The sequence below is a fragment of the Salinirubellus litoreus genome (assembly GCF_037335815.1).
GTDB lineage: Archaea > Halobacteriota > Halobacteria > Halobacteriales > Haloarculaceae > Salinirubellus > Salinirubellus litoreus.
In genome coordinates, this window is record NZ_CP147841.1 from 4,349,085 (window position 1) to 4,372,112 (window position 23,028).

18 protein-coding genes are annotated in these 23,028 nt (G+C 68.2%); 9 read left to right on the top strand and 9 right to left on the bottom strand.

The window, feature by feature from the left end; translation table 11 throughout:
- The first annotated feature begins 332 nt into the window (after positions 1 to 332).
- The 3 genes from WDJ58_RS21670 to WDJ58_RS21680 all read left to right on the top strand — a co-directional run bounded on the left by WDJ58_RS21670 (position 333) and on the right by WDJ58_RS21680 (position 4,563).
- Complete coding sequence (locus tag WDJ58_RS21670; protein WP_338915393.1) at positions 333 to 1,160, top strand: hypothetical protein; 828 nt, start codon at positions 333 to 335, stop codon at positions 1,158 to 1,160.
- A 600-nt stretch (positions 1,161 to 1,760) separates the two neighbouring features.
- Entirely contained in the window at positions 1,761 to 2,801 is a 1,041-nt protein-coding gene (locus WDJ58_RS21675; protein ID WP_338915394.1) for a hypothetical protein, read from the top strand.
- A 496-nt stretch (positions 2,802 to 3,297) separates the two neighbouring features.
- Positions 3,298 to 4,563, top strand: coding sequence for an amidohydrolase (locus WDJ58_RS21680; RefSeq protein WP_338915395.1), 1,266 nt, complete (start codon positions 3,298 to 3,300; stop codon positions 4,561 to 4,563).
- A gap of 96 nt (positions 4,564 to 4,659) precedes the next feature.
- On the opposite strand, the gene WDJ58_RS21685 is transcribed toward WDJ58_RS21680, so the two are convergent.
- From WDJ58_RS21685 to WDJ58_RS21700, 4 genes are all read right to left on the bottom strand, one after another.
- Positions 4,660 to 5,085 (bottom strand): DUF3830 family protein, encoded by a 426-nt coding sequence (locus WDJ58_RS21685; protein WP_338915396.1) that lies wholly within the window; start codon positions 5,083 to 5,085, stop codon positions 4,660 to 4,662.
- 595 nt (positions 5,086 to 5,680) lie between these two features.
- Complete coding sequence (locus tag WDJ58_RS21690) at positions 5,681 to 6,127, bottom strand: hypothetical protein (RefSeq protein WP_338915397.1); 447 nt, start codon at positions 6,125 to 6,127, stop codon at positions 5,681 to 5,683.
- A gap of 134 nt (positions 6,128 to 6,261) precedes the next feature.
- The gene (locus WDJ58_RS21695; protein ID WP_338915398.1) at positions 6,262 to 7,020 is read right to left on the bottom strand and encodes an ABC transporter ATP-binding protein; all 759 of its coding nucleotides are present in this window, start codon (positions 7,018 to 7,020) and stop codon (positions 6,262 to 6,264) included.
- Entirely contained in the window at positions 7,017 to 7,907 is an 891-nt protein-coding gene (locus WDJ58_RS21700) for an ABC transporter permease subunit (RefSeq protein ID WP_338915399.1), read from the bottom strand. Before WDJ58_RS21700 ends, WDJ58_RS21695 begins: the two co-directional genes overlap by 4 nt.
- 694 nt (positions 7,908 to 8,601) lie before the next feature.
- Here WDJ58_RS21700 and WDJ58_RS21705 point away from each other — a divergent pair.
- Complete coding sequence (locus WDJ58_RS21705; protein ID WP_338915400.1) at positions 8,602 to 10,098, top strand: amidase; 1,497 nt, start codon at positions 8,602 to 8,604, stop codon at positions 10,096 to 10,098.
- Positions 10,099 to 10,251: 153 nt separating this feature from the next.
- Here the strand turns inward: WDJ58_RS21705 and WDJ58_RS21710 are convergent, their stop codons facing one another.
- Complete coding sequence (locus WDJ58_RS21710) at positions 10,252 to 11,235, bottom strand: D-2-hydroxyacid dehydrogenase (protein ID WP_338915401.1); 984 nt, start codon at positions 11,233 to 11,235, stop codon at positions 10,252 to 10,254.
- A gap of 308 nt (positions 11,236 to 11,543) precedes the next feature.
- Between WDJ58_RS21710 and WDJ58_RS21715 the strand changes: the two genes are divergently transcribed.
- Both WDJ58_RS21715 and WDJ58_RS21720 read left to right on the top strand, forming a co-directional pair.
- Positions 11,544 to 12,437 (top strand): dihydrodipicolinate synthase family protein, encoded by an 894-nt coding sequence (locus WDJ58_RS21715; protein ID WP_338915402.1) that lies wholly within the window; start codon positions 11,544 to 11,546, stop codon positions 12,435 to 12,437.
- A 241-nt stretch (positions 12,438 to 12,678) separates the two neighbouring features.
- On the top strand, positions 12,679 to 14,079 hold the full coding sequence (locus tag WDJ58_RS21720) for an aspartate aminotransferase family protein (RefSeq protein WP_338915403.1): 1,401 nt from the start codon (positions 12,679 to 12,681) through the stop codon (positions 14,077 to 14,079).
- A gap of 235 nt (positions 14,080 to 14,314) precedes the next feature.
- Here the strand turns inward: WDJ58_RS21720 and WDJ58_RS21725 are convergent, their stop codons facing one another.
- Positions 14,315 to 14,911, bottom strand: a complete 597-nt coding sequence (locus WDJ58_RS21725; RefSeq protein WP_338915404.1) for an HPP family protein — start codon at positions 14,909 to 14,911, stop codon at positions 14,315 to 14,317.
- A gap of 103 nt (positions 14,912 to 15,014) precedes the next feature.
- Between WDJ58_RS21725 and WDJ58_RS21730 the strand changes: the two genes are divergently transcribed.
- The 3 genes from WDJ58_RS21730 (at position 15,015) to gdhB (ending at position 19,445) form a co-directional block, all read left to right on the top strand.
- Positions 15,015 to 17,891, top strand: coding sequence for a bacterio-opsin activator domain-containing protein (locus WDJ58_RS21730; RefSeq protein WP_338915405.1), 2,877 nt, complete (start codon positions 15,015 to 15,017; stop codon positions 17,889 to 17,891).
- A gap of 76 nt (positions 17,892 to 17,967) precedes the next feature.
- The gene (locus WDJ58_RS21735; RefSeq protein ID WP_338915406.1) at positions 17,968 to 18,147 is read left to right on the top strand and encodes a rubrerythrin-like domain-containing protein; all 180 of its coding nucleotides are present in this window, start codon (positions 17,968 to 17,970) and stop codon (positions 18,145 to 18,147) included.
- A 2-nt stretch (positions 18,148 to 18,149) separates the two neighbouring features.
- A complete protein-coding gene (gdhB, locus tag WDJ58_RS21740; RefSeq protein ID WP_338915407.1) occupies positions 18,150 to 19,445 on the top strand; it encodes a glutamate dehydrogenase GdhB in 1,296 nt (431 codons plus the stop codon).
- A 100-nt stretch (positions 19,446 to 19,545) separates the two neighbouring features.
- Here gdhB and WDJ58_RS21745 read toward each other — a convergent pair whose 3' ends face one another.
- From WDJ58_RS21745 to WDJ58_RS21755, 3 genes are read right to left on the bottom strand one after another with little or no spacing between them, the layout of a single operon-like run.
- Entirely contained in the window at positions 19,546 to 22,107 is a 2,562-nt protein-coding gene (locus WDJ58_RS21745) for a cation-translocating P-type ATPase (RefSeq protein ID WP_338915408.1), read from the bottom strand.
- A 7-nt stretch (positions 22,108 to 22,114) separates the two neighbouring features.
- Positions 22,115 to 22,696, bottom strand: coding sequence for a VIT1/CCC1 transporter family protein (locus WDJ58_RS21750; protein ID WP_338915409.1), 582 nt, complete (start codon positions 22,694 to 22,696; stop codon positions 22,115 to 22,117).
- 13 nt (positions 22,697 to 22,709) lie between these two features.
- A complete protein-coding gene (locus WDJ58_RS21755; RefSeq protein ID WP_338915410.1) occupies positions 22,710 to 22,997 on the bottom strand; it encodes a DUF211 domain-containing protein in 288 nt (95 codons plus the stop codon).
- Between the last annotated feature and the right edge of the window lie 31 nt (positions 22,998 to 23,028).

The following is a 23,028-nucleotide window of genomic DNA, read 5'->3' on the forward strand; positions in this document are numbered from 1 at the left end:
TCGATCGAGTCGCTCCCGTGGTTCGCCAGATGTCGAGCGTGATCTTTCCTCTCCCGATCGGATCCATCGGATCGGTGGTGAAGCGAGTGGGGGGTTCTTTCGAGTTTCCCCTCTCGTGTTCACGGTACACTTCGTGGCGAACGGACTTCGTTGTTGGTACGCCGAGCGAGTTGTTACCCCGGGGTTCCTCGCGTCTCCCTCTCACGGCACATCGTATCCGGACGACAGTACCACCTCGCGAACAGGGTACGCGACAACCGCGGTCACGGGACCCGTATCAATTCGTCACATTCTCAATACTATTTTATTACTAACTAGATCGTCGGTCAGTCATGGTCTCCCGCAAGGTCCTCCTCGTCGTCCTGGTGGCCGCTCTGGTGGCGCTCGTCCCTATCGCTGGTATCGCGCTGCTGCTGGCCCCACCCGCGTTCATGTACAGCCACTACAATCACTACGACTACACGACCACGGTTAGCGTGAACTCGACCGTCGAGAACGCCACGTTCTACCTTCCCTTCCCCACGCAGGCCGCGAACGGCTCGACCGTCGAGAACCTCTGGATCTACGACCACGACGGGACGCAACTCACGGACTGGGACGCCAGTATCGTCGACACGCCTCGGGGACGGATGCTCGCGCTCCACGCCGACCGCCTCGAGGGTGCCGACGGGTACGTCCTCTACACGTACGCACCGAACGGTTCGCTCATCGACTGGCAGCGAATCGGTCCTGACGAAGTTCCCGCGGACATGACCAACAGGCAACTCGTGGCCGACCCGACCACGTATTCCATCTCGTGGGGTGGTAGTGTCGAGGAAGCCATCGAAACCCGCTACCCCATCGGCAACGGCTCGTTCCTTACCCCCGCCACGAACGTGACCCGAGTCGGCTGTACTGAAGCCTGGGGTGAGACGGACACCTGTTACACCTTCGACAGCGCCGTCTACGCGACCTTCGAGGCCGACAGCCCCACGGCGATCACTGTCGGAACGATCACCTTCGACGGGTGGAACGAGTGGGGCTTCGCCCTCTCGAACAGTTTCAACACGTTCTCGGCCGCGACGGACTCGGCGACCTTCACAGGGACTCGCCAGCAGTGGATGCCGGTCGATGGAACCCTCCACGGCGGGATGGGCCGCTACGACGGGCCCACCCCCTGAGCTGTCAACCGATCGGTCGCTTCGGTATCGTTCGGGGGAGACAGCCGGTCCGGTCCCCCTACCGATCCGACCAGGCCCCTGTCCTGTTCACCGGATCACCTCACGCGGGGAATACGGAAGCCATGCTCGCAAGGTTCTCATCCATGAGAACGGGATCTCCCGATCTGGGGTTTCCATGAACGGGGGCTTTCGGCGGATGACACCGTCTCTTCGAGCAGTTCAGAACTGCGGGTAGTACACGAACTCGTATCCTCCGGGAGGCTGGTGCTACGCCACCTACCCCCACTCACGTCACAGAGCAGCCGTGAGTCGGCGAAAAGGTTACGTCAGAGCCACAATCACGTAGCGTAGATACTCTATGCCCTGTCTGACTGTTCATTTATATAATGTATAATGTCAGATCACACACGCCGCCGTTTCGTACAATTCTGCGGCACCGCTTCGCTCGGCAGTCTCGCGGGCTGTCTCGGGGGGGCACCCGATCCACTGGGTCCCGAAGAGAGCTCGTCGGACCACCGTTTCGATCCCGCCGTTCACGGATTCGGGTTTCGGAACTGGGGGACAGCGAGTGACCGGTACCCGACTCACGATCACGAGAACGTGACTGAAGAGGAGATCAGTCGCGTACTCCGACGGGACTGGGGCAACTATCTGAGCCAGCAGAACTGGCTAGCGCTCTCCGAGGTCCCGAACGCGCTTCGAGAGGTGATCGTCAAGCAGCTCTACGTCTCGATCAATCAGGGGACCGCGACCGATGGCCACTGCTTCGGGATGGTGCACGCGGCGAACGAATACTTCCGAGACCCGGACCGAGTACCGACTGCGGTGGAGGATCTGAGCTCGGTGGCGTCCCCCGCTGCACCGATCGGGGACACGGTCGATTTCCATCATAACCGCCAGATCCTCGATCCCCACACGTGGGGGGCGTGGATGCTGTTGTACGGCGGGTTCGAGCTCGATTACCGGACGCAACTCGCAGCCGTTCGGGGTGCGATCGATCGAGGGGAGGTCGCTGGACTAGCCCTGGCCACGTGGCCTCGACTCGAGGGACACGCGGTCCTCGCGTACGGGTATCGGGACCAGCAAGAAGAACTGATTCTGGATGTCTACGATCCGAACTGGCCGGCGGAGTACTATCAGACTCACACGGAGGAGATCCGATTCGACACCGGCGGTGACCGTCCACAACTTGTCTCACCATACGATGGGCGGTACAGTCGTGTCGTCTACGTCGGAAGCGAATTACGGCTACCCGCTCTCGTTCGGACCGGCGCAGAGGTGGTAGCCAGGTACTTGCTGGGCGGGATAATCACTGTCCTCGTGACGTCCTCCGTGTCCCTACGTGTCGTCGACTCCACCGGTGCTGAACTGCGACGAGATACGGCGGATCACATGAGTTCACTGCCGACGGAGTACTCCAACATTCGGTACCGGTACGGGGAACCAAAGGGTGATTACACCATCCAGGTAGCCGGGACCGCTGGCACACGGTACACGCTGGAGATCGACGGAGCCTCGCGACGGGGCAAGGTAATCGATCGACAGATGACGAACACGTTCGACCCGGAGACGACCACCCATGAATTCCGGGTGACTGTTCCCGATTCGCCTGCTGGGCATGTGACGATCCGTCGGTTGTAGATCCGTCGCTCGACGTGTTTCGGTGGCTCACACCGGTCGCGATGGGACCGGGGACCGTCGTCTCGCGGTGCTGGCTACCGCACGGTTCCCGCGCTCGACGATATCGACGACGCGCTTGCGCCCCCGTACCACGAATTCAACCGGTTGTTAGTCGTCGGCCCGTGGGGCGTCAGTGCCGGCGTTGCCTACTCCTGAATCCGAATCGGTGGTGTGTTCCAGTAACTGTTCACCTGGCGATGCGACGCAGCCGTTCTCGTCGCGAGTCTCGCCGTCGTCGCCCTCCACGTCCTCGACAACGTCGTGATGGCCGCGCCCGGGACACGATCACTCGAGGTCCCTGTCGGGGGCGCGGAAACCGGACGAGGTAGTCGGACCGAGCGTCCCGCCGGGTACGGACGGGAGAAAGCCGACGAGCCGAGGTCGGGCGACAGTGCTAACCGACCGTCCAACGGCACGGCCGCAGGGACTTATTGCGGACGCCCCCCTCGGAGCGCGCGTGAGCACCCAGGAGACGTCCCGACTGACCCGGCTCCGGCGCGACCTGCACGAACACCCCGAGCTGGGCTGGTGTGAGTTCTACACGACGGCGCGGATCGTCGAGGAGCTGGAGCGGATCGGCGTCGACGAACTGCACGTCGGCCCGGAGATGCTCGTCGAGGAGCGGTTCCGACCGCCCGAGTCGGCGGCCGTCGAGCGAGCGCGCGAGCGGGCCCGGGAAGCGGGCGTCGACGAGTCGCTGCTCGCCGACCTCGGCGAGGGCTACACCGGCGCGCTGGCCGTCCTGCGACGTGGCGAGGGGCCGACCGTCGCGCTCCGGGTCGACATCGACGCGCTCCCGCGGCGCGAGTCCGACGACCCCGACCACGAACCCGCCGCCGGGGGCTTTCGCTCCCGGTACGACGGGATGATGCACGCCTGCGGCCACGACGGTCACGCCGCGATCGGCGTGGGCGTGATCGAGCGAATACTGGAGAGTGACTTCGCCGGGACGCTCAAGGTGTTCTTCCAGCCCGCAGAGGAGATCGGCGCCGGTGCGGCCTCGATCGTCGGTAGCGGCCACCTGGAGGACGTGGACACCCTGCTGGCCGTCCACCTCGGTCTCGACGAGGAGACCGGGACGGTCATCCCGGGAGTCGACTCGTTCCTCGCGGTGAGCGGGTTCACCGCCGAGTTCGAGGGGCGACCGGCCCACGCGGGCGGTGACCCACAGGACGGGTTGAACGCCGTCCAGGCGCTCGCCACGGCCGTCGACGGCCTCTACGCCATCCCGCGACACTCCGGCGGCGGGACCCGGATCAACGTCGGGGAGATTTCGGGGGGGACCGCCTCGAACATCGTCCCGGAGTCCGCGTCGATGCGCGGCGAGGTCAGGGGGGTGACGACCGAACTCCGGGAGTACATGGAGGGACGTGCGAGGACGGTTATCGAGGGTTCCGCGTCGGTCCACGGCTGTGACGTGCGCGTCGAGTTCTCGGATGGCGCACCGAGCGCGGAATGCGACGCGGCGCTCGTCGAGCGGGTCGCGGCCGCCGCCGAACGACGAGGGGCGGACGTCGTGCCCGACGAGGGCGACGCCCTCGGGGGGAGCGAGGACGCGACCCGCCTGATGCGGGCCGTCCAGGCCAACGGCGGGGAGGCGGCGTACGTCGGGATCGGCGCGAGCAACCCCGCCGGCCACCACACGGCCCGGTTCGACATCGACGAGGACGCGATCCCGTTCGCCGTCGACGTCCTCGTCGACGCGATCCGCTCGACCCGCTGAGCGTCGGAGATCCGCGAGACTGTGCTCGCCGCCCTCGACTGGATAGCGGGCGCTCGTCGTGGGGGATACGGCCGGACGGATAGGGGCGTCCTGGGGCTACGCTTCCCGGATCGTGATCGGCTTCGAGCCGTTCTCGAGGACGTCGACTTCGAGAGCCGACAGCTCCTCCCGGGCGTTTTGGACGATGGCGACGTGGTTGCCCGCGAGTTCGCCCGCGGGGCTCCGGAACGCGGTCGACCCGCACGCGAGGAGTATCTCCGGGACGTTCTCGTAGCCGGGGTACAGGAGAATATCCCCGCGGGAAGGGTAGACCCGGTGGTTCTCCCGGGGGAGATCGGTCAGGTCCGGCGCTCCCTCGCCGAACTCCTCGACGAACACCGCGTAGCCGCTCCAGCGGACGTGCTTGACCGTCGTCTCGAGGGGAAGGAGTTCGCGGAACCGCTCGACCGACGCGGGGGCCTCGTCGGGGAGGAGCGTCGCCTCGAAGGTCCGATCCTCGATTTCGAGTACGATATCTGACATTGGTTCGGAGTGAGGCGGTCCGCCCTGTTAGTGGTACCGGTGGATCCCTCGTGGCCGCCGCACCCGGGTAGACGATCCCTCGTGCGGCCTGGAGACCACGACTCGGCACCCCGAGGGAGGACCGTGGCGGCGGAACTGGATGACTGCCGCCCTCGCTCTCGGTCGGTCCCGGGACTCCCATAGACTTCCATTGCCGGACGCCGGGGGGCCGTTGGCGCACAAACCTACTCGTCGGTAGGAGAGCGGATCGACGGGATCGATCTGTCCCGATCCGGGGCTACGTCGGCGGATCTCGAATCCGCTCTCGCTGGTCGAGATACACCGGCACGACGGCTATTGCGGGCGTTCGACTTCGTCTCGGCAACAGGCTAACCATGAGCTCCGACGACGAGCCGCGGGCAGGACAGTTCGCGACCGAGCGATCCCGAGAACCACCGGGAAGCAGGAACGTAGACCGACGGATTCGGGCTGAACCACCACGGATGCGGTTCATCCCCCGTGGGGATGGCGGTCCGAGTCGGATCGACATCGCAGACAGGTCGGATTTACGGGAGGCCGCCGAAGTTCCTCGGCTCGGATCGTATCGAGAATACCGCTATAGGAGATCGGTACCCTCGAGTTCGACTTCGATCTCCGGGAGGAACGACGTCCACTCATCGGATCCATCTCCCGCGTACTCGAGGAGCGGAGGATCGGGCCGGCCGCGTACGTACCTGGTTCCCGCTTCGTCGATATCGTCTCCGTGAAGCTCGTACGTCTCACTGGCGGTCGCCCGGGGCTCCAGGGTTCGGACCAGCGGCGTGGATCTCACCCTGTCAAGGCTACGGCCCTCCGCTACTGCCTCGATGTACTGGCTCTCCTCGTATCGACGCGTCCAGAGGAGCGTTCCGGGCCAGGGGTTATCGGTATCGGGCGACCGGACGAGTTCGAGCAGTCCGAACGGCCAGATACCCGTGTTTCGTACCCGCAACGGGTCGCTCTGTTGGTTCGTGACCGAGACGTCGAGGCGTGCCGGATGCTCGATAACCGCGTCGGGTTCCACGAGACTGACGTCTACCCCGAACGGTCCTGAGGCACTCCCAACCCGAACGTCGGTAACGGTGTACTCGGTCGCACCCAGACAGCCGGCGAGACCCGCCATCGACGCACCAGCGATACCGAGGAGTGCTCGCCGTCTCATCGGTCTACCCCCTCCGTCTCGTCTACGGTGGCCGGTCCGTCCGTCACCGAGACGAAGAGATCCTCGACCGTTGCATCCGGTCCCACCCCGCTTTCACCGCGCAGGTCGTCGATTGCCCCCTCGGCGACGAGGCGACCCTCGTGGAGGATGCCGACCCGATCACAGACGGGTTCCACCTGCCCGAGCACGTGACTGGAGAAGAACACGGCGGCCCCGCGATCGTTCTCCTCGTGAACGATCTCACGGGCCTTCCGGACGCCGTGTGGATCCAGTCCGGTGAACGGCTCGTCGAGGACGAGCAGATCCGGCTCACCGACGAGCGCCATCGCGAGCGCCAGTCGCTGTTCCATCCCCTGGGAGAAGGTCCCGACCGCCTGGTCGATCACGTCCTCGAGCCCGACCCGAGCGAGTAGCGCCTCGGGACTGTCACCGGCCCGTTTCGTATCGATGATCAGCCGGAGATGGCGACGGGCCGTGAGGTCGTCGTAGAGACTGTACCGATCCGGCAGGACGCCCAGCCGGTCGTGTACGTCGACGAGGTCGTCCCGCGGGTCCCCGCCGAGGACGCGGATGCGACCGCTCGTCGGTCGAACGTAGTCCATCAGCATCCCGATCGTCGTCGACTTCCCGGCCCCGTTGGGGCCCAGAAAGCCGTAGATCTCGTCGCCCTCGACGGCGAGATCGAGATCATCGACGGCGACCGTCGACCCGTACTGTTTGCTCAGTCCTTCGGTCCGGATCGCGACGTCGCTCACACGACGTCACCTCGTGTGAAGCGGTACCGAGCCAATCCCAGCGGCACGACGATCCATGCGGGGAGGACGAGAAGGCTGAACGCCTCGTGGAGGTAGAATGGGACGGATTCCGGGGGAAACGTCGCCTCAACGACGTACGCGTTCGCGTACACCTGTGGTTGGAACTTCGTGAGGACCCGGTTGAATAGGTCCGGGGAGTTGCCGACGCCGAGTATCCAGTTCGAAACCACGCGATACGCGCCGCCGGGGGAGAGCCGGAGCAGGAAGAAAAGTGGACCGGAGGCCGGCGGGTCGAACGGATCCACGGGAGTGCCCGTTACTCCGGTGAACAGGCCGATACTGAGCAGCTCCCAGAACAGGACGAACGGGAAGTAGATCCCTCCGAGTACGGTACCGACGGCCGTCACCCCTCGACTGACGACCGCGGAGATGGAGACGGCGACGGAGACGAGCGCGCCGACATGGAGGAGTGTCAGGACCACTGTTCCGAGGAACACCAGCGGATCGAACACGCCGTGATCAACGATTCCGACAACTGCCAGGACGAGGAACGCGACGGAGACGGGACCTGCGATACCCGCCGTCCGTCCGAGGACTTTTCCGATCAGTACGTCCGTCCTCGTCAGCGGGAGTCCGAGGACGATCTTGACGCTCCCCGAGGTACGCTCGCCGACGATCGACCGGTAGCTCAGGAGCAGGACACCCAGCGGGAGTAGTGCCGATCCAGCCATCTGGACGTATCCCGCCGTGATGTTCGGCCCCAGCGCGTCCCAGCCGACGTAATTGGGCCGATAGCCCAGGGGCACGAGGAGAACGGCGAGTAGCCAGACGCCCTTCGAGGACGCGACCGCCCTCGCTTCCTTGCGGGCGAGCGGAACCCAGCGCATTGTGTGCTACCACAGCGCAAGCATCACTGAAACCGTTTTCCCGTCGATTCCACGCCAGCGACCGCTTTCCTGTGGAGTCACTCTATCGGCGTCTCCGAACGCGTGCTCATCCCGCCGACCGGAAATGCGAGAAACGAGGACCCTCCCGTCTCGAAAGCGGCGATCGGGTGCCCAAAGCGGTCGCGTCTCCCTCGTCACGGAGGGATTCGAGCTACAGCCGCTGTCCCGCGAGCCCGTCGATCGGACTACGGACCGATCGTCGGAGCCGATTACCTCGGACCGTCCCCACTGTGGCGCGAATGGTCGGAGGATAACGGTACGGCTTCGACAACCGGGATCGGCGGCGTGATCCCCCAGTATTCTCCGCCGGAGGACGGTCCTCTGACAGCACGTGCTCTCCCCGGCCCATCGATACACCCTCTTCCCAGAGTACCGCGCTACTCGGTGTCGGTCGGACGACACTCTCCGTCCCGAGCGCGTCCCGCTCTCGGACTATGCGTGCGGACCGAACGCGGAAATCGGTCCCACCCGCTTCCTCCCTGGGGGTGTATATCGGGTTGCAGCCGTCGGGGCGAACGTCACGGCGATCGATCCCGAGGCCGTCGACGCCCTGGCCCAAGAGGTCGCTCTCCCGGCGCTGCCGAGGATCGCGACCCGGGACAACACCCTTACCCCTGGCCAGTACAGCCGAGCCATGCGCAGGCTCTCCGAGCGAGAACTGATCGAGCTGGGAGCGGAGTTCGGGATCGACGTCGACGAGACCGAGGCGGGATCGATCGTCGAGCGGGTCAACGAGATGATCGAGCCGCTGGACGAACTCTCGGAGATACCCGTCTACGGGAACGCCGACGCGGGTGGCGCGCGCACCTGGCACGAACCCGAGGACGATCCCCTCGACGCGCTCGCGGTCGAGTGCGACGTCCCGCCGTCGCCCGACCACACCGGCGAGCTCGACGGCGTGACCGTGGGCGTCAAGGACATCGTCGCCGTCGCGGGCGTGCCGATGCAGTGCAACTCGGCGGTCATGAACGGGTTTACCCCACGAACTGACGCGACGGTCGTCCGTCGGCTCCGCGGGGCCGGCGCGCGGATAACGGCCAAGACGAACCTCGACGAGTTCGCCGCGAGCGCCAGCGGTGCGACGGGGCTCAGGGGGCCGATCCGGAACCCCCACGACGCGGATCACACCGCGGGCGGGTCCTCGGGGGGGAGCGCCGCCGCCGTCGCCACTGGCACGGTCGACGCGGCCCTCGGAACCGACACGGGTGGGTCGATCCGGATCCCCGCGTCGTTCTGCGGGGTCGTCGGCCTGAAGCCGACGTACGGCCTCGTCTCCCTCTCGGGCGTGGTCGAGAACACCTACACCCAGGACCACGTCGGGCCGATCACGCCGTCGGTCGAGTCCGCCGCACGGGTCCTGGAGGCCATCGCCGGGCGTGACGAACACGATCCCGCGAGCCTCCAGGCGGCCGGTCGCAAGGGGTACGACGTCGGCGGGTACGCCGACGCCGTCGAGGACCCCCCGTCGATCGAATCCCTCGAGATCGGCGTCCTTGAGGAGGGATTCGGAGAGGGCGTCGACCCCACCGTCGAGGACCGGACGGACGCCGTCGTCGACCGGCTGGAGGATGCCGGAGCGACGGTCGAGTCGGTCTCCGTCCGGTACTACGAGTACGGACCGTCGATCAAGAACACGCTGTCGTTCACCGAACTCGCCGCCCACTGGCGGGCGGGAGCGGCACCCTACCGCAGGGGCGGCGTCGTCGACGAGGGGTATCAGTCGGGGGTCGCCGCCCGGGCGGCCCGGGCGAGCGGCCAGCTCGGCGAGTTCTACAGGAGCAAGCTGCTGGCGGGCGCAGGGATCATCGCCAACCACGACGGCAGGCCGTACACGAGGGCGCAGGCGGCCAGGGAGGTCCTCCGCGAGGAGTTCGAGGAGGCGCTCTCGGGCGTCGACGCGCTGCTGATGCCGACGATGCCCGGTACGGCACCGTCGCTCGACGACGCCCCGGATCCCGGGTTCGACTACGGGCGGAACACCCGCGCCGCGGATATCACGAGACTCCCCGCCGTGACCGTCCCCAACGGCGCGGACGACGGGTTGCCGATCGGCCTCCAGCTGATCGGGGACGCGTTCGGGGAAGCACGGCTCCTCGCCGCGGCCGAGCGCGTCACGGACCTCACCGACTGAACGGCGGGAGGCGTCCCTCGCTCGACGAGGCACTCGCCGTGAGCGGGATCGGCCACGGGCTCTCCCCTCCGATCGTGACCTCACTACTGCGTCCCTGGCTACGGACGGGGGTACAGCCTCGACGGTCCATGGTTCCGTCGGGCGGCCGTCTCCTCACGCGACCCGGTTTCGCATCTCGTCGACCCGGTCGTCGACGAACTTCGCGTAGTTCTCCGCGAACAGCTCCGCACCCCGCCGCCAGTACTGGTCGGTCGATCCCGCGACGTGGGGGGTAACGATCACCTCCGGCATGGTCCACAGCGGTGACTCGGGTGATAGGGGTTCGGGGTCGGTCACGTCGAGCGCTGCCCCCCGGATCGACCCTTCCTGTAGAGCCACGACGAGCGCGGACTGGTCGACGATCGGACCCCGGGCGACGTTGATCAGGACGGACGACGACGGCATCGCGACGAACTCCTCGCGACCGAACAGCCCGCGTGTCTCCGCCGTCAGCGGACACGCGAGGACGACGTAGTCGGACCGGTTCGCGACCGTGTGCAGGTCCTCGGGACCGAACACCTCGTCCACGGCATCGATATCGACGTCGGTGTTCCGCTTCGTCCCGATCACGCTCATCCCGAACGCCTGGCCCAGTTCGGCCACCCGACGACCGATCTCGCCGAGACCGACGATCCCGAGCGTCCCGTCCACGAGCTCGCCGGTCGGATAGCGCTTCCACGTCCGGTCACGCTGCTGGGAGAGCCCCTGCAGGAATCCCCGCTCGAAGAGCAGCATATAGCCGACGACGGTTTCGGCCACCGCTTCCGCGTGGATACCCGCGCCGCTCGTCAGCACGATCCCTCGCTCGCGCAATCCCTCGACGTCGAACCCACCGACGCCGGCGTACAGCGACTGGATCCACCGGAGGTTCGTGGCGGCATCGAGGAGGTCGTCCGAGAGCCGGATAGCGACCAGGACGGTGGCCGACGCGATCCGTTCGCGGGTCTCGGCCCGGTTCCGCGCGACGGACACGCGGGCGTCGGGGAGCCGTTGTGCTATCTCCGCTCGCAGGTCGTCCCAGTCACCCATCCGCCCCGCCACGCGCGAACCGGCTGGCGGGAGGTCGTGTGAGATCAGCACCTCCGGGGTCGCTGGCATACCCAGTTCCCCGATTCCGGGTTCCATATGGTTTCGGTGTCACCGTGGGGTCCGGACCGGACGGTGGAGCCGCGCCGACGAGCCGCGTCGATCGGGCTGAAGCACCTGCCCGTCCCCGTGCGGGTCGGATCCGGTCCCGGACGTCTCGGGATCGGCGAGGTGCTCGTCGGACGAACACGACTGTCCCGCCGCGGGTGAATCGAGGCCACCAGTTCGCGGAGCGCTGACCACCGCGACCGGCTACGGGTTGGAGGGTGGAACGGTCGACGGGGGAACATTCACGTCGGAGGTCGACTAACCGGGAGTCCATGTCGCTCACGGGTGTAATCCCGCCGATGGTGACGCCAACGACCGGCCGGTCCGGGACCGTCGACGTCGACGCGCTCCGAACGTTCACCGAGTTCCTCGTCGACGGCGGCGTCCACGGGCTGTTCCCGTGCGGGTCCATCGGCGAGTTCTCGAGCCTGACGCGCGAGCAACGCGCGACCGTCGTGGAGACGGTCGTGGACGCGGCCGGCGACCGACCGGTGATCGCCGGCTGTGGGGGGACGGCGGTGGGTGACGTAGTCGAGTACGTCGAGGATGCCGAGGCCGCCGGTGCGGACGCCGCCGTCGTCGTCACGCCCTACTACCTGAAGACGTCCGACGTCGGGATGGTCGAGTTCTACGAGATCGTCGCGGCCGAAACGTCGCTCCCCATCGTCCTCTACAACATCCCGCCGCTGACCAAGCACTCCCTCGACGTCGAGACCGTCGTCGAACTCGCGGACCGCGATGAGTTCATCGGGATCAAGGACTCCTCGGGTGACATCGACTACATCAACGCGCTGGCCAGGGCCGTGCCGGACGACTTCGCGGTCCTGCCCGGGGTCTCGGCACTCCAGGTCGCCGCGCTCGACGGAGGTGCCGACGGTGCCGTGAACGGCTCGGCCAACTTCCTCCCGTCGCTCGTCACCGAGATCCACGACGCCTACCGGGCCGGCGACCGTGAGCGGGCCGTCCGACTCCTCAACGACGTCGTGAACCCCATCACCGACGCGTTCTCGGACGTTCCGATCGCGGCGGCGATCAAACACCTCGTGCGCAAGCGAGGGTACGACGTCGGCCCACCCCTGCCGCCGCTGCCGACGCTCTCCGACGAGGACCGCGAGCGTCTGGACCGCCGATACGAGGAAGCGCTCGAAGCCAGCGTCGTTGGGTAACTGGAGACGCCACCCGCTGGTGCTCGGTCGTCGTTCCGCTTCCACCCGATCGTGAAGGTCCGGGACGCGACCGGTCCCGCGTCCCAGCGCACCATGCACAGTTATACCAGTGTGCACACGCTTCCAACCGTGGACTCGGATCCAGTACACGAGACGACACTGGACGCTTTCGTGAGCACGTTCCAACGAGTATCCGACGATATCGACCAGTGAACTCTCGGCCCGACGTTCCAGCACACCCATGACCGACCCCAATCCAGCGGAGACGGACGAGCGCGTCGCGACCAGAGAACTGACTCCCTCCACGACGAACCTCTTCCCACGGTCCTTCGACGAGTACCCCGAGATCGTCCGTGGTGAGGGAATATACATCTACGATGCGGCGGGGACGGAGTACCTCGACGCCGTGGCCGGCAACCAGTGTTCCAACATCGGGCACGGGGTCGAGTCGGTCGCCGAAGCCGCCCGCGACCAGATCCGCACGCTCGAGTACTCGTCGAGCATCCTCTCGGTGAACGACCGAGCCCAGCGGTTCGCCGAGCGGATGGCCTCGTTCCTTCCGGATGGGTTCTCCCACACGTGGATGGTCTCTGGTGGTTCGGAGGCGAACGAGTCCGCGTTCAAACTCGCTCGGGAATACCACCGGGAGACGGGGAGCCCGGAGAAGCGGATGGTCATCGGCCGCCGGCTCTCCTTCCACGGCAACACGCTGGGGACGCTCGGTGCGGGCGGGATGCCCGCACGGCGCGAGCCCTTCGTCGGGATGATGCAGGACTGGCCGAAGGCACCGGCGGCCTACCCCTACCGCTGTCAGTTCTGTGCCGACGAGGACGAGTGCCGGGAACACGGCGCCGAGTGTGCGAAGCAGCTCGAACAGGTCATCCGCGACGTCGGGGCGGACCACGTCTCGGCCTTCATCGCGGAACCGCTCGTGGGGGCCGCCAACGCCGCCGTTGTCCCCGGAGACGACTACTTCCCCACCGTCCGTGACATCTGTGACGACCACGACGTACTGCTCGTCGTCGACGAGGTGATGTCGGGGATGGGTCGGACCGGCGAGAACTTCGCCATCGAACACTGGGACGTCACGCCCGACATCATCACGTCGGCCAAGGGGATGAGCGCGGGGTACACGCCGCTGGGCGGCGCCATGCCCCACGACCGGATCGTCGAGGCGTTCGCGGACAAGCAGGGCGGGTTCACCCACGGCCACACCTTCTCGTTCAACCCGACGACGAGTGCTATCGCAACGGCCGTCCTCGACTACGTCGACGAACACGACCTCGTCGCCAACGCGAGGGACGTCGGCGCCTACGCGAGGGAGCGGTTCGAGGAGTTCTACGACTACGACTTCGTCGGCGACGTGCGGGGCAAGGGACTGATGCTCGGCGTCGAGTTCGTCGAGGACCGCGAGACGAAACGGCCACTCGAGGCAGGTGGACCCGAGTTCCGGGAGCGGCTCATCCGGACGGCGCTCGAGAACCGCGTCACCGTCTACCCAGGCGGCGGGAGCGTCGACGGCGAACGGGGCGATCACGCGCTCGTCACGCCGCCACTCACCGTCTCTCGGGCGGACGTCGACGAGATGATGGACCGCCTCCACGGGACCTTCGACGACATCGGAGACCACCTCCGTCGCTGAACACCCGCCACGACCAGTACCACGCCTCGCCGTCGTACGGGACGACGTCGGCGAAACCGCCCTACTGGCTCTCTGCCTACTCGGAGTCCCGAGCCCGTCTGCTGACGTCAAAGAGGATGACTGTCCTCTCGCGAGTGATCCTACGCTTCGATGGGGACGCTGAGCTGTGAGGGTCGAGCCGTAGTCCATCGGAGTGCACGTGCGGCCGGCTCCGGGTAGCGAAGCGCTGCCGAGCCTACCGTGGCGGGACCTCGACCCCATCGAAACCGGGCAGGAGGGGGTCGGTAGCGACCAGGACGAGCACCGCCGAGAGGATCACCCCCGCCTCCGTGAGACTCGTGAGGAGCCCGAGCGAGACGATGAGCGTCGTCGCACATGCCGGGGCGTGGCGGAGGTCGGTCGTCAGCATCGCGAGGCTCGTCAGCCCCAGCGAGAGGAGGGCGCTGGCAGCCAGCCGGAGCGCGTCGATCGAGAGCGCGGGCGAGGGCTGGGTGACCGTCAGACCGGCCGCGAGCAGGTGGTAGGCGAGGAGTCCACCGAGTACGCCGAACAGGTGTGCACCGACGACTCGCTGAGGCCGACTCGTCGCGGCGGACGGGCTGACCGCCAGCGCGTACGCCGACGGCCCGAGGCTCGGGAAGAGGTAGGGGTAGCCGCTGCCCCACGCGAGCGCCGCGAGCGCGACGAGGAGACCGCAGACGCGGCCCGTCGTCCGGAGCGCGTCCGTGAGGGAGGGTCGCTCCTCGACCGGTTCGAGGAGATCCGCGACACCGGGTCCGAGACGCCGGCGGCGATCCGGGACGACCCGTTCGACGGCGTCCGATACCGACACGCCGACCGGTTCGGCCTCGGGCGTCAAAAGTCGTCCTCATCGGGACGATCGCGACCGGGCAGTGTCGGTGCGTTCAACCTCCCCGGGGCCGTAGCGCCGCGCCATGTCGCCCCCCTCCAGCACGCTCGATTCGGCCCGGATACTCCTCGCCGGGTCGGCCGACTGGGCGGACACGCTCGGCGAGGCACTCGAGACCCGGACCGGCGCGACCGTGCGCCGAGTCCGGACCGTCGACGCGGCGCTCGACGCCTTCGAGGAGCGGCCCGTCGACTGCCTGATCACGGACTACGCGTTCGGGGAGTCGACCGGGATCGCGCTCCTCCGGTCGATCCGAGAGGAGACGACGACCCTCCCGGTGGTGCTCTGTACGGCGTCGGGGGACGAGACGATCGCGAGCGAGGCGATCGGTGCCGGCGCGACCGACTACGTCGCCCTCCGTGGCGGCGTCGACGGTCGGCTCGACGAGCTCGTCGCCCGGATCGAGCGGTGCGTCCGGTCGGCACGGCGGCGGCGCACCCGGCGCGAGCGGGCGCGGCAGTTCGACGCGATCTTCCACGACGCCGGGACGGCGACGTGGGTTCTCGACCCGGACGGCTCGCTCGCCCGCGTCAACCGGACCGCCCGCGGGACGATCGACGCCGACGTCGACGCCGTCGTCGGGCGACCGTTCTGGTCGCTCCCCTGGTGGTCGCGTTCCGACCGGACGCGGGCGGAGGTCCACCGGACGGTCGAGCGGGCGTTCGCGGGCGAGGTCGGGAACGCGGTCGTCGATCTCGACGGCGGCGGCGAGACGCGAACCGTCGAACTATCCGCCCGACCCGTGACGGACGAACGCGGGGCGCTCGTCTCGGTCGTCGTCGAGGGCGTCGACGTCACCGAGCGGGTCGAACTCGAGCGCGACCTCCGTCGATCCGAGGAGCTCCACCGGGTCACGCTTAACAACATGACCGACACGGTGCTCATCACGAACGAGGCGGGCGAGTACACCTACGTCTGCCCGAACGTCCACTTCATCTTCGGCTACAGCGCGGAGGAGATCCACGAGCAGGGGACGATAGACGCCCTCCTCGGGGAGGACCTCTTCGACCGCGAGGAGCTCGCCGAACGGGGCGTGCTCAAGAACATCGAGCGGACGGCGACGGACGAGGCGGGGCGGGAACACACGCTCCTGATCAACGTCCGGGAGGTGTCGATCCAGGACGGGACCCTCCTCTACAGCTGCCGCGACATCACGAAGCGAAAGCAGCGCGAGGAGGCGCTCGCGACGCTCCAGGAGACGACGCGGGATTTCCTCTACGCGGGGACCCATCACGAGATCGCCCAGCACGTCGTCGAGGACACGCCGGGGGTGCTCGGCCTCGACGCCAGCGCCGTCTACCTCTTCGACGCCGGGGAGAACCACCTCCACCCTGCCGCCTACTCCGACGAGATGGAGGCGCTGAACGGCCCGCTTCCCACCGTCCGCGCCGACCGGGAGGGGCTGACGAGCTACAGCTTCGTCGAGGACGAGCCGCTCTTCTTCGACGACGTCCACGAGAGCGATCGGCTCGCGGACCCGGCGACGGACGTCCGGAGCGCCGCGTACATCCCTCTCGGGGACCACGGCGTGTACGTCGTGGGGGCCGCCGACGTCGGCGTCTTCGACGAGGTGACGCGCGAGCTCGCCGACCTGCTCGCCGCGACGGCGCAGGCGGCGCTGGACCGCGTCACCCGGGAGACGCAGCTCCGCGAACAGGACCGGGAGCTCCAGCGGCGGAACGACCAGTTGACGTCGCTGAACCGCATCAACGAGACGATCCGCGAGATCGACCAGGCGCTCGTCAGAGCGGAGACTCGCGAGGAGATCGACCACGCGGTCTGTGAACTGCTGACCGCCGCCGACCGGTTCGAGTTCGCCTGGATCGGGACCGCGGACCCGGTGACGGGGACGGTCGAGCCGCGGGCGTGGGCGGGGACGGAAGGGAGGTACCTGGACAGCCTCACCGTCCCCGTCGAGGCGTCCGGGGCCGAGCCGGCGGGACGGACCGCGGCGACGCGGGAGCCGACCACGGTCGCGAACGTCGCCGCCCGTCTCCGGGAGGAGCCGTGGCGGAAGGCCGCCCTCGCGCGGGACTACCTCTCCGTCCTCAGCGTCCCGCTCGCGTACGACGGGCTCACCTACGGGGTCCTCACCGTCTACGCGGGAACGCAGGACGCGTTCGACGAGACCTCGCGGGCCGTGATAGCCGAACTCGGCGAGACGATCGCGTCCGCGCTCAGCGCGATCGAACGCCGGAACGCGCTGCTCACTACCTCGATGACGCGCGTCGAGTTCGCCGTCGACGACCCGTCGTTCGTGCTCTCCCGGCTCGCCAGGAGCGCGGGGTGCTCGCTGTCCTACCAGGGGGGGATCCAGCAGACGGCCGACGGCGCGTACGTGTTCGTGACCGTGGACGACGGCTCGGTCGAGGCAGTCGAGGAGGCCGCGGGCGAACTCGTCGCCGTCGACGGGATCCACCGCATCGGCGCGGACGGGGCCGGGGGCGTCGTCCGGCTCCACCTCTCGGGGCCGTTCCTCGCGCTCGAACTGGCCGACCACGGGGCGGTACTGCGGAGCGTACGCGCGGATCCGACCGACACGACGCTGGTCGTCGACGTCCCGGAGAGCGTCGACCTCCGACACGTCACCGATCTCGTCCGGGAGACGGTCGGTGACGTCGACCTCCGGTCGAAGCGGACGTCCGACCGGGCCGCCGACGGCGACCCGTACTCGCGGTTCCTCGACGCGCTGACCGAGCGACAGCTCGAGGTGACCCAGACGGCGTACTACAGCGGCTTCTTCGAGTCCCCGCGCACGAACACCGGCGAGGAGGTCGCGGAGACGCTCGGGATCTCCCCGCCCGCCTTCTACCAGCACATCCGGACCGTCCAGCGGAAGCTCTTCTCGGCCCTGTTCGACGACGCCGGCCTCCCCGCGGCCGCCCGGTCCACGTGGGGTTGAATAACGAACCCCTCGAGATCGTATGGGTTCTATAGTGAACTGACGAGCATACGTCTCGTCGTCCCGTTGTCCGCTCGTGAAGCGTCCGTTCGGCGGGCGCTTTCCCGACATCATGAAGGACGTAAGCGCGGACACGGAGGCGAACGGCCCGTACGAGTGCTTCGACTGTGGGACTATCGTCGTCACGGAGGAGCACCCCGGTCGGTGCTCGGACTGCGGGGGAGCGATGCGGAACCGACGGACACCGATCGAGTGACCATGGCATCCGAATCGAACGCCGCCGAGAACGGGGGGGTGGAGGAGGGAGCCACCGAACCGGAGACGGCGCTCGAGACGGCGCGCCGACAGCTCGATCACGCCGCCGAGTACCTCTCGCTCGACCAGCGGATCGTCGAGCGGCTCAGATATCCGAAGAAGGTCCACGAGGTCACCATCCCGATCGAGCGGGACGGTGGGTCGGTCGAGGTGTTCACCGGCTACCGTGCCCAGCACGACAGCGTCCGCGGCCCGTACAAGGGCGGGCTCCGGTACCACCCCGAGGTCACCCGGGACGAGTGCGTCGGTCTCGGGATGTGGATGACCTGGAAGTGTGCGGTCATGGACCTCCCCTTCGGGGGTGCGAAAGGGGGAGTCGCCGTCGATCCGAAGGCGCTGAGCGCGGACGAGAAGGAGCGGCTGACGCGGCGGTTCGCCCAGGAGCTCCGCAACGTGATCGGCCCGAAACAGGACATCCCCGCCCCGGACATGGGGACGGACTCCCAGACGATGGCGTGGCTGATGGACGCCTACTCGATGCAGGAGGGCGAGACGATCCCGGGCGTCGTCACGGGGAAGCCGCCGGTCGTCGGCGGGAGCGAGGGCCGCGCGGAGGCCCCCGGTCGGAGCGTCGCGATCGTCACGAAACTCGCCCGCGAGTTCTACGACCACGACCTCGAGGGAACCACGGTCGCCGTACAGGGGTACGGCAGCGTGGGGGCGAACGCCGCTCGCCTCCTCGACGGCTGGGGGGCGACGGTCGTCGCGGTCAGTGACGTGAACGGCGCGATGTACGATCCGTCGGGGATCGACACCTCGTCCGTCCCCTCCCACGAGGAGGAGCCGGAGGCGGTCACGGAGTACGCCGAGACGGTGATCCCGAACGGAGAACTGCTCACCCTCGACGTCGACGTCCTGATCCCCGCGGCCCTCGGGAACGTGATCACCGAGGAGAACGCCGACGCGGTCGGCGCGGACCTCGTCGTCGAGGGCTCGAACGGGCCGACGACCTCGACGGCCGACGCGACCCTCACCGAGCGGGGGATCCCGATCGTCCCGGACATCCTCGCGAACGCCGGGGGCGTGACGGTCAGCTACTTCGAGTGGCTCCAGGACATCAACCGGCGCTCGTGGTCGCTCGAACGGGTGAACGACGAACTCGAGACGGAGATGCGGGCGGCGTGGAACGCCGTCCGGCACGAGTTCGAGCGCCGTGACGTCACCTGGCGCGACGCGGCCTACATCGTGGCGCTCTCGCGGATCGCGGAGGCGCACGAAGCGCGGGGGCTCTGGCCGTAGTCGGACGCGAGCGGCGCACCGAGCGCTCGCAGGCCCTCTGTCCGTTCCCGCCGTCGGTCGACCGCTCCCCCGTCCGGCTCGTCGACCCGTCCCCCGACCCTCACGCCGTCCGGCCCTCGCGGGTCGACCGCCGGACGTACCAGGCGACGCCGAGGAATCCGGGGAGAGCGACCGCGAGCGCGGCCGCGAGGAATCCCCAGTCGCCGACGGTCAGCGGGACCGTCCCGAAGTACCGGTTCAGCGGCGTGTAGAGGACCGACAGGTGGAGCCCGAACGAGGCGAGGACGGTCGCCGCCAGCCAGCGGTTCGTGAGCGGCGGCGTTCCCCGCGCCCAGCGGACCACGTAGAGCTTGGCGAACTCGAAGACGACGAAGCCGGTGAACACCATCGACATGACGTACGGTGTCACCGCCGGCGCGCCGTCCAGCGCGAGGAACATCACGCCGAGGAGGACGACCGTGGCGGTCAGCCCGACGCCGCCCATGAGCGTCGCCATCGCCCGGTCGATGATGCCACCCGCCGACTCGCGGGGCTCCCGGCGCATGACGTCGTCGGACGCCGAGTCGACGCCCAGCGCGAGCGCCGGGAGGCCGTCGGTCAGCAGGTTGATCCAGAGCAGCTGGACGGCGGGGAGGACGAGGTAGCCGAACAGCGAGGCGACGAACACGAGCAGTACCTCCGCGAGGTTGGCAGACAGGAGGTAGGCGACGAACTTCCAGAGGTTGTCGAAGATGGTCCGTCCGCGCCGGATGGCGTTCTCGATCGTCGCGTAGTTGTCGTCGAGGAGGACGATGTCGCTGGCCTGCTTGGCGACGTCCGTCCCGCGGACGCCCATGGCGATGCCGACGTCGGCGTTCTTGAGCGCCGGCGCGTCGTTGACGCCGTCGCCGGTCATCGCCACCGTCCGACCGCCATCCTGGAGCGCGCGCAGGATGCGGACCTTGTGGCTCGGCGTCGTCCGGGCGTAGATGTCCACGTCCTCGACGCGCTCGCGCAGTTCGGCGTCGTCCATCGCGTCGAGATCCGTCCCGGTCAGGACGTCGGACTCGATGCCGACCTCGCGGCCGATGGCCCGCGCGGTCCGGCGGTCGTCGCCGGTGATCATCTTCACGGCGATGCCAGCGGCGTGGGTCTCGGCGATGGCGTCCGCGACCTCCGGTCGCGCCGGGTCGATGAGCCCCTGGAGGCCGACGAACACCAGGTCCTCCTCCGGGTCGCCGCCCTCCTCGGTCGGCTTGTAGGCGAACCCGAGGACGCGCAGCGCGTCGTCGGCGAACGAGTCGACGCGCTCGCGGACCCGCTCTCGGGTTCCGTCGGTCAGGTCCTCGACGCCGTCGGCCGTCAGGACGCGCGTCGAGCGGTCCAGGATCACCTCCGGGGCACCCTTCACGCGGACGCGGTCGGCGTGGACGGTCGCCATCCGCTTGCGGTCCGAGGAGAAGGGCACCTCGTCCTCGCGGGGGTTTTCGCCCCGGAGCGCGGCGATGTCGATACCCGCCTCGGCGGCAGCCTCGTACAGGGCCCGCTCGGTCGGTTCGCCGCGCTCCTCGTCGGCGTCGTTACAGAGCGCCCCGACGCGGAGTAGCGTCCCGACGCGGTCGTCGTCCGGATCGAACCCCTCGTCGATCACCTCGTCGTGGACCCAGAGGCGGGCGACGTGCATCCGCCCCTCGGTGAGCGTCCCGGTCTTGTCCGTACAGACGACGTCCACCGCGCCGAGCGACTCGACGGCCGGCAGGGTCCGGACGAGCGCGTTCTCGTCGGCCATCCGCTGGACGCCCAGCGCCAGCGTCAGCGTGACGACCGCGGGCAGCCCCTCGGGGATGGCGGCGACGGCCAGCGAGATGGCCGTCAGCGCCGCGGAGAGGAGTTCGGTACCCCGGAACAGCAGGAAGGCGACCACGAACGTGGAGAGGACGACGACGCCGACGCCGATCCGCCGGCCGAGGCGGTCCAGGTCGCGCTGGAGGGGCGTCAGGCGGGTCTCGGCCGCCGAGAGCTCCGCCGCGATGGTCCCCATCTCCGTGTCCATGCCCGTCCCGACGACGACCGCCTCACCCCGGCCCCGGGTGACGGCCGTCCCCCGGTAGACCATGTTGGTGCGCTCGGCCAGCGGCGTCCCGCTCTCGACCGTCCCCGTCGACTTCTCGACGGGAGCGCTCTCACCCGTCAGGGACGCCTCGTCGACCTGGAGGCTCGACGACTCGACGACCCGGGCGTCGGCCGGGACCGCGTCACCCCCTTCGAGCACCAGGACGTCCCCGGGGACGACCGCCGTGATGTCGATCTCCCGGCGCTCCCCGTCGCGATAGACGACGACGCTCGGGGCGGCCAGTTCCCGGAGCGCCTCGAGGCTCCGTTCGGCGCGGTACTCCTGTACGAACCCGAAGACCCCGTTGGCGAGCAGGATGACCGTGATGAGGACCGCGTCGACGAGGTGCCCGACGGCCACGGACAGCACCGCGGCACCCACGAGGACGAGCACCAGCCCGCTTGCGAACTGCGAGACGAGCACCTCGACGGCGCCCCGTCCCTCCTCGCTGGTGATCTCGTTGGCACCGACGTCCTCGAGCCGCCGTTCCGCCTCCTCGGTCGAGAGTCCCTCGGCGTGGCTGTCCAGCGCCGCGAACGCCTCGTCGTCCGGTCGGTCGTGCCAGCTCATCTCGTGCTCACCCCGGGAGGACGAGGTTCAGCAGCGCGACGACGATGCCGGCCAGCCCCATGCGAGCGCCGGCCACGATCCAGTTCTGCTCGGAGATCCCGGCCAGGTAGGCACCGAAGGCGAAGAGGATCGAGACGGCGACGCCGACCGAGGCCAGCGTCGCCCCGCGCATGCTCAGGACGGATCCCTCGAGGAGGAACGGGAGCATCGGCAGCACGATGCCGATGATCGGCCCGACGCCGCTCATCAGCGCGTTCACCTGCCGGGCACCGGCCTTCTGGCGCTGGACCCGCGTCTCCCCGAGGTCGGTTAGCATCGCGGCCTCGATGCGCTCGAGTTCGGCCCGCTTTTCCGCGCGTTCGATCTCCCAGACGCTCCAGACGCCGGACGTGCCCAGCCCGATCGCGGCCCCGATACCGATCTGGAACACGGTCAGCCCGTCGGGGACCCCGGAGAGGTACGAGCCGACGGCGACGCCGACGCCCGTGAGCGCGCCGTCGAAGCCGTTCGAGATGAAGTAGCGCCGCGAGATCGAGCGGACGTCGTCGCGTTCCAGGGCGCTCCGGAGTCGTTCCAGTCGAGAGGGCATGTACGTTCGGCCCTCAGTCCTGTGGGGTCTCGCTCTCCTCGACGACGACCTCCCCACAGACCACCTCGTCGATGGAGTGGACCGTCCCGCCGAGGTCCTCGACGGTGTCGTGGACGGCCTCGACCGGGACGGAGTCACCCTCGACCGTCAGCTTCACGTTCTGGACCTCCCGGTCGGTCTCCAGCAGGACGGCGTTGACACCGGAGACGCCCTCGCAGTCGGCGACGGATCCGGCGACGGTGACGACGTCCGGGTCGTGCGGTTTCAACACGTCCAGCACGAGCCGCCTCACGTGGACCATCTGTAGACGAGCACCCGATCGATCGGCTTAG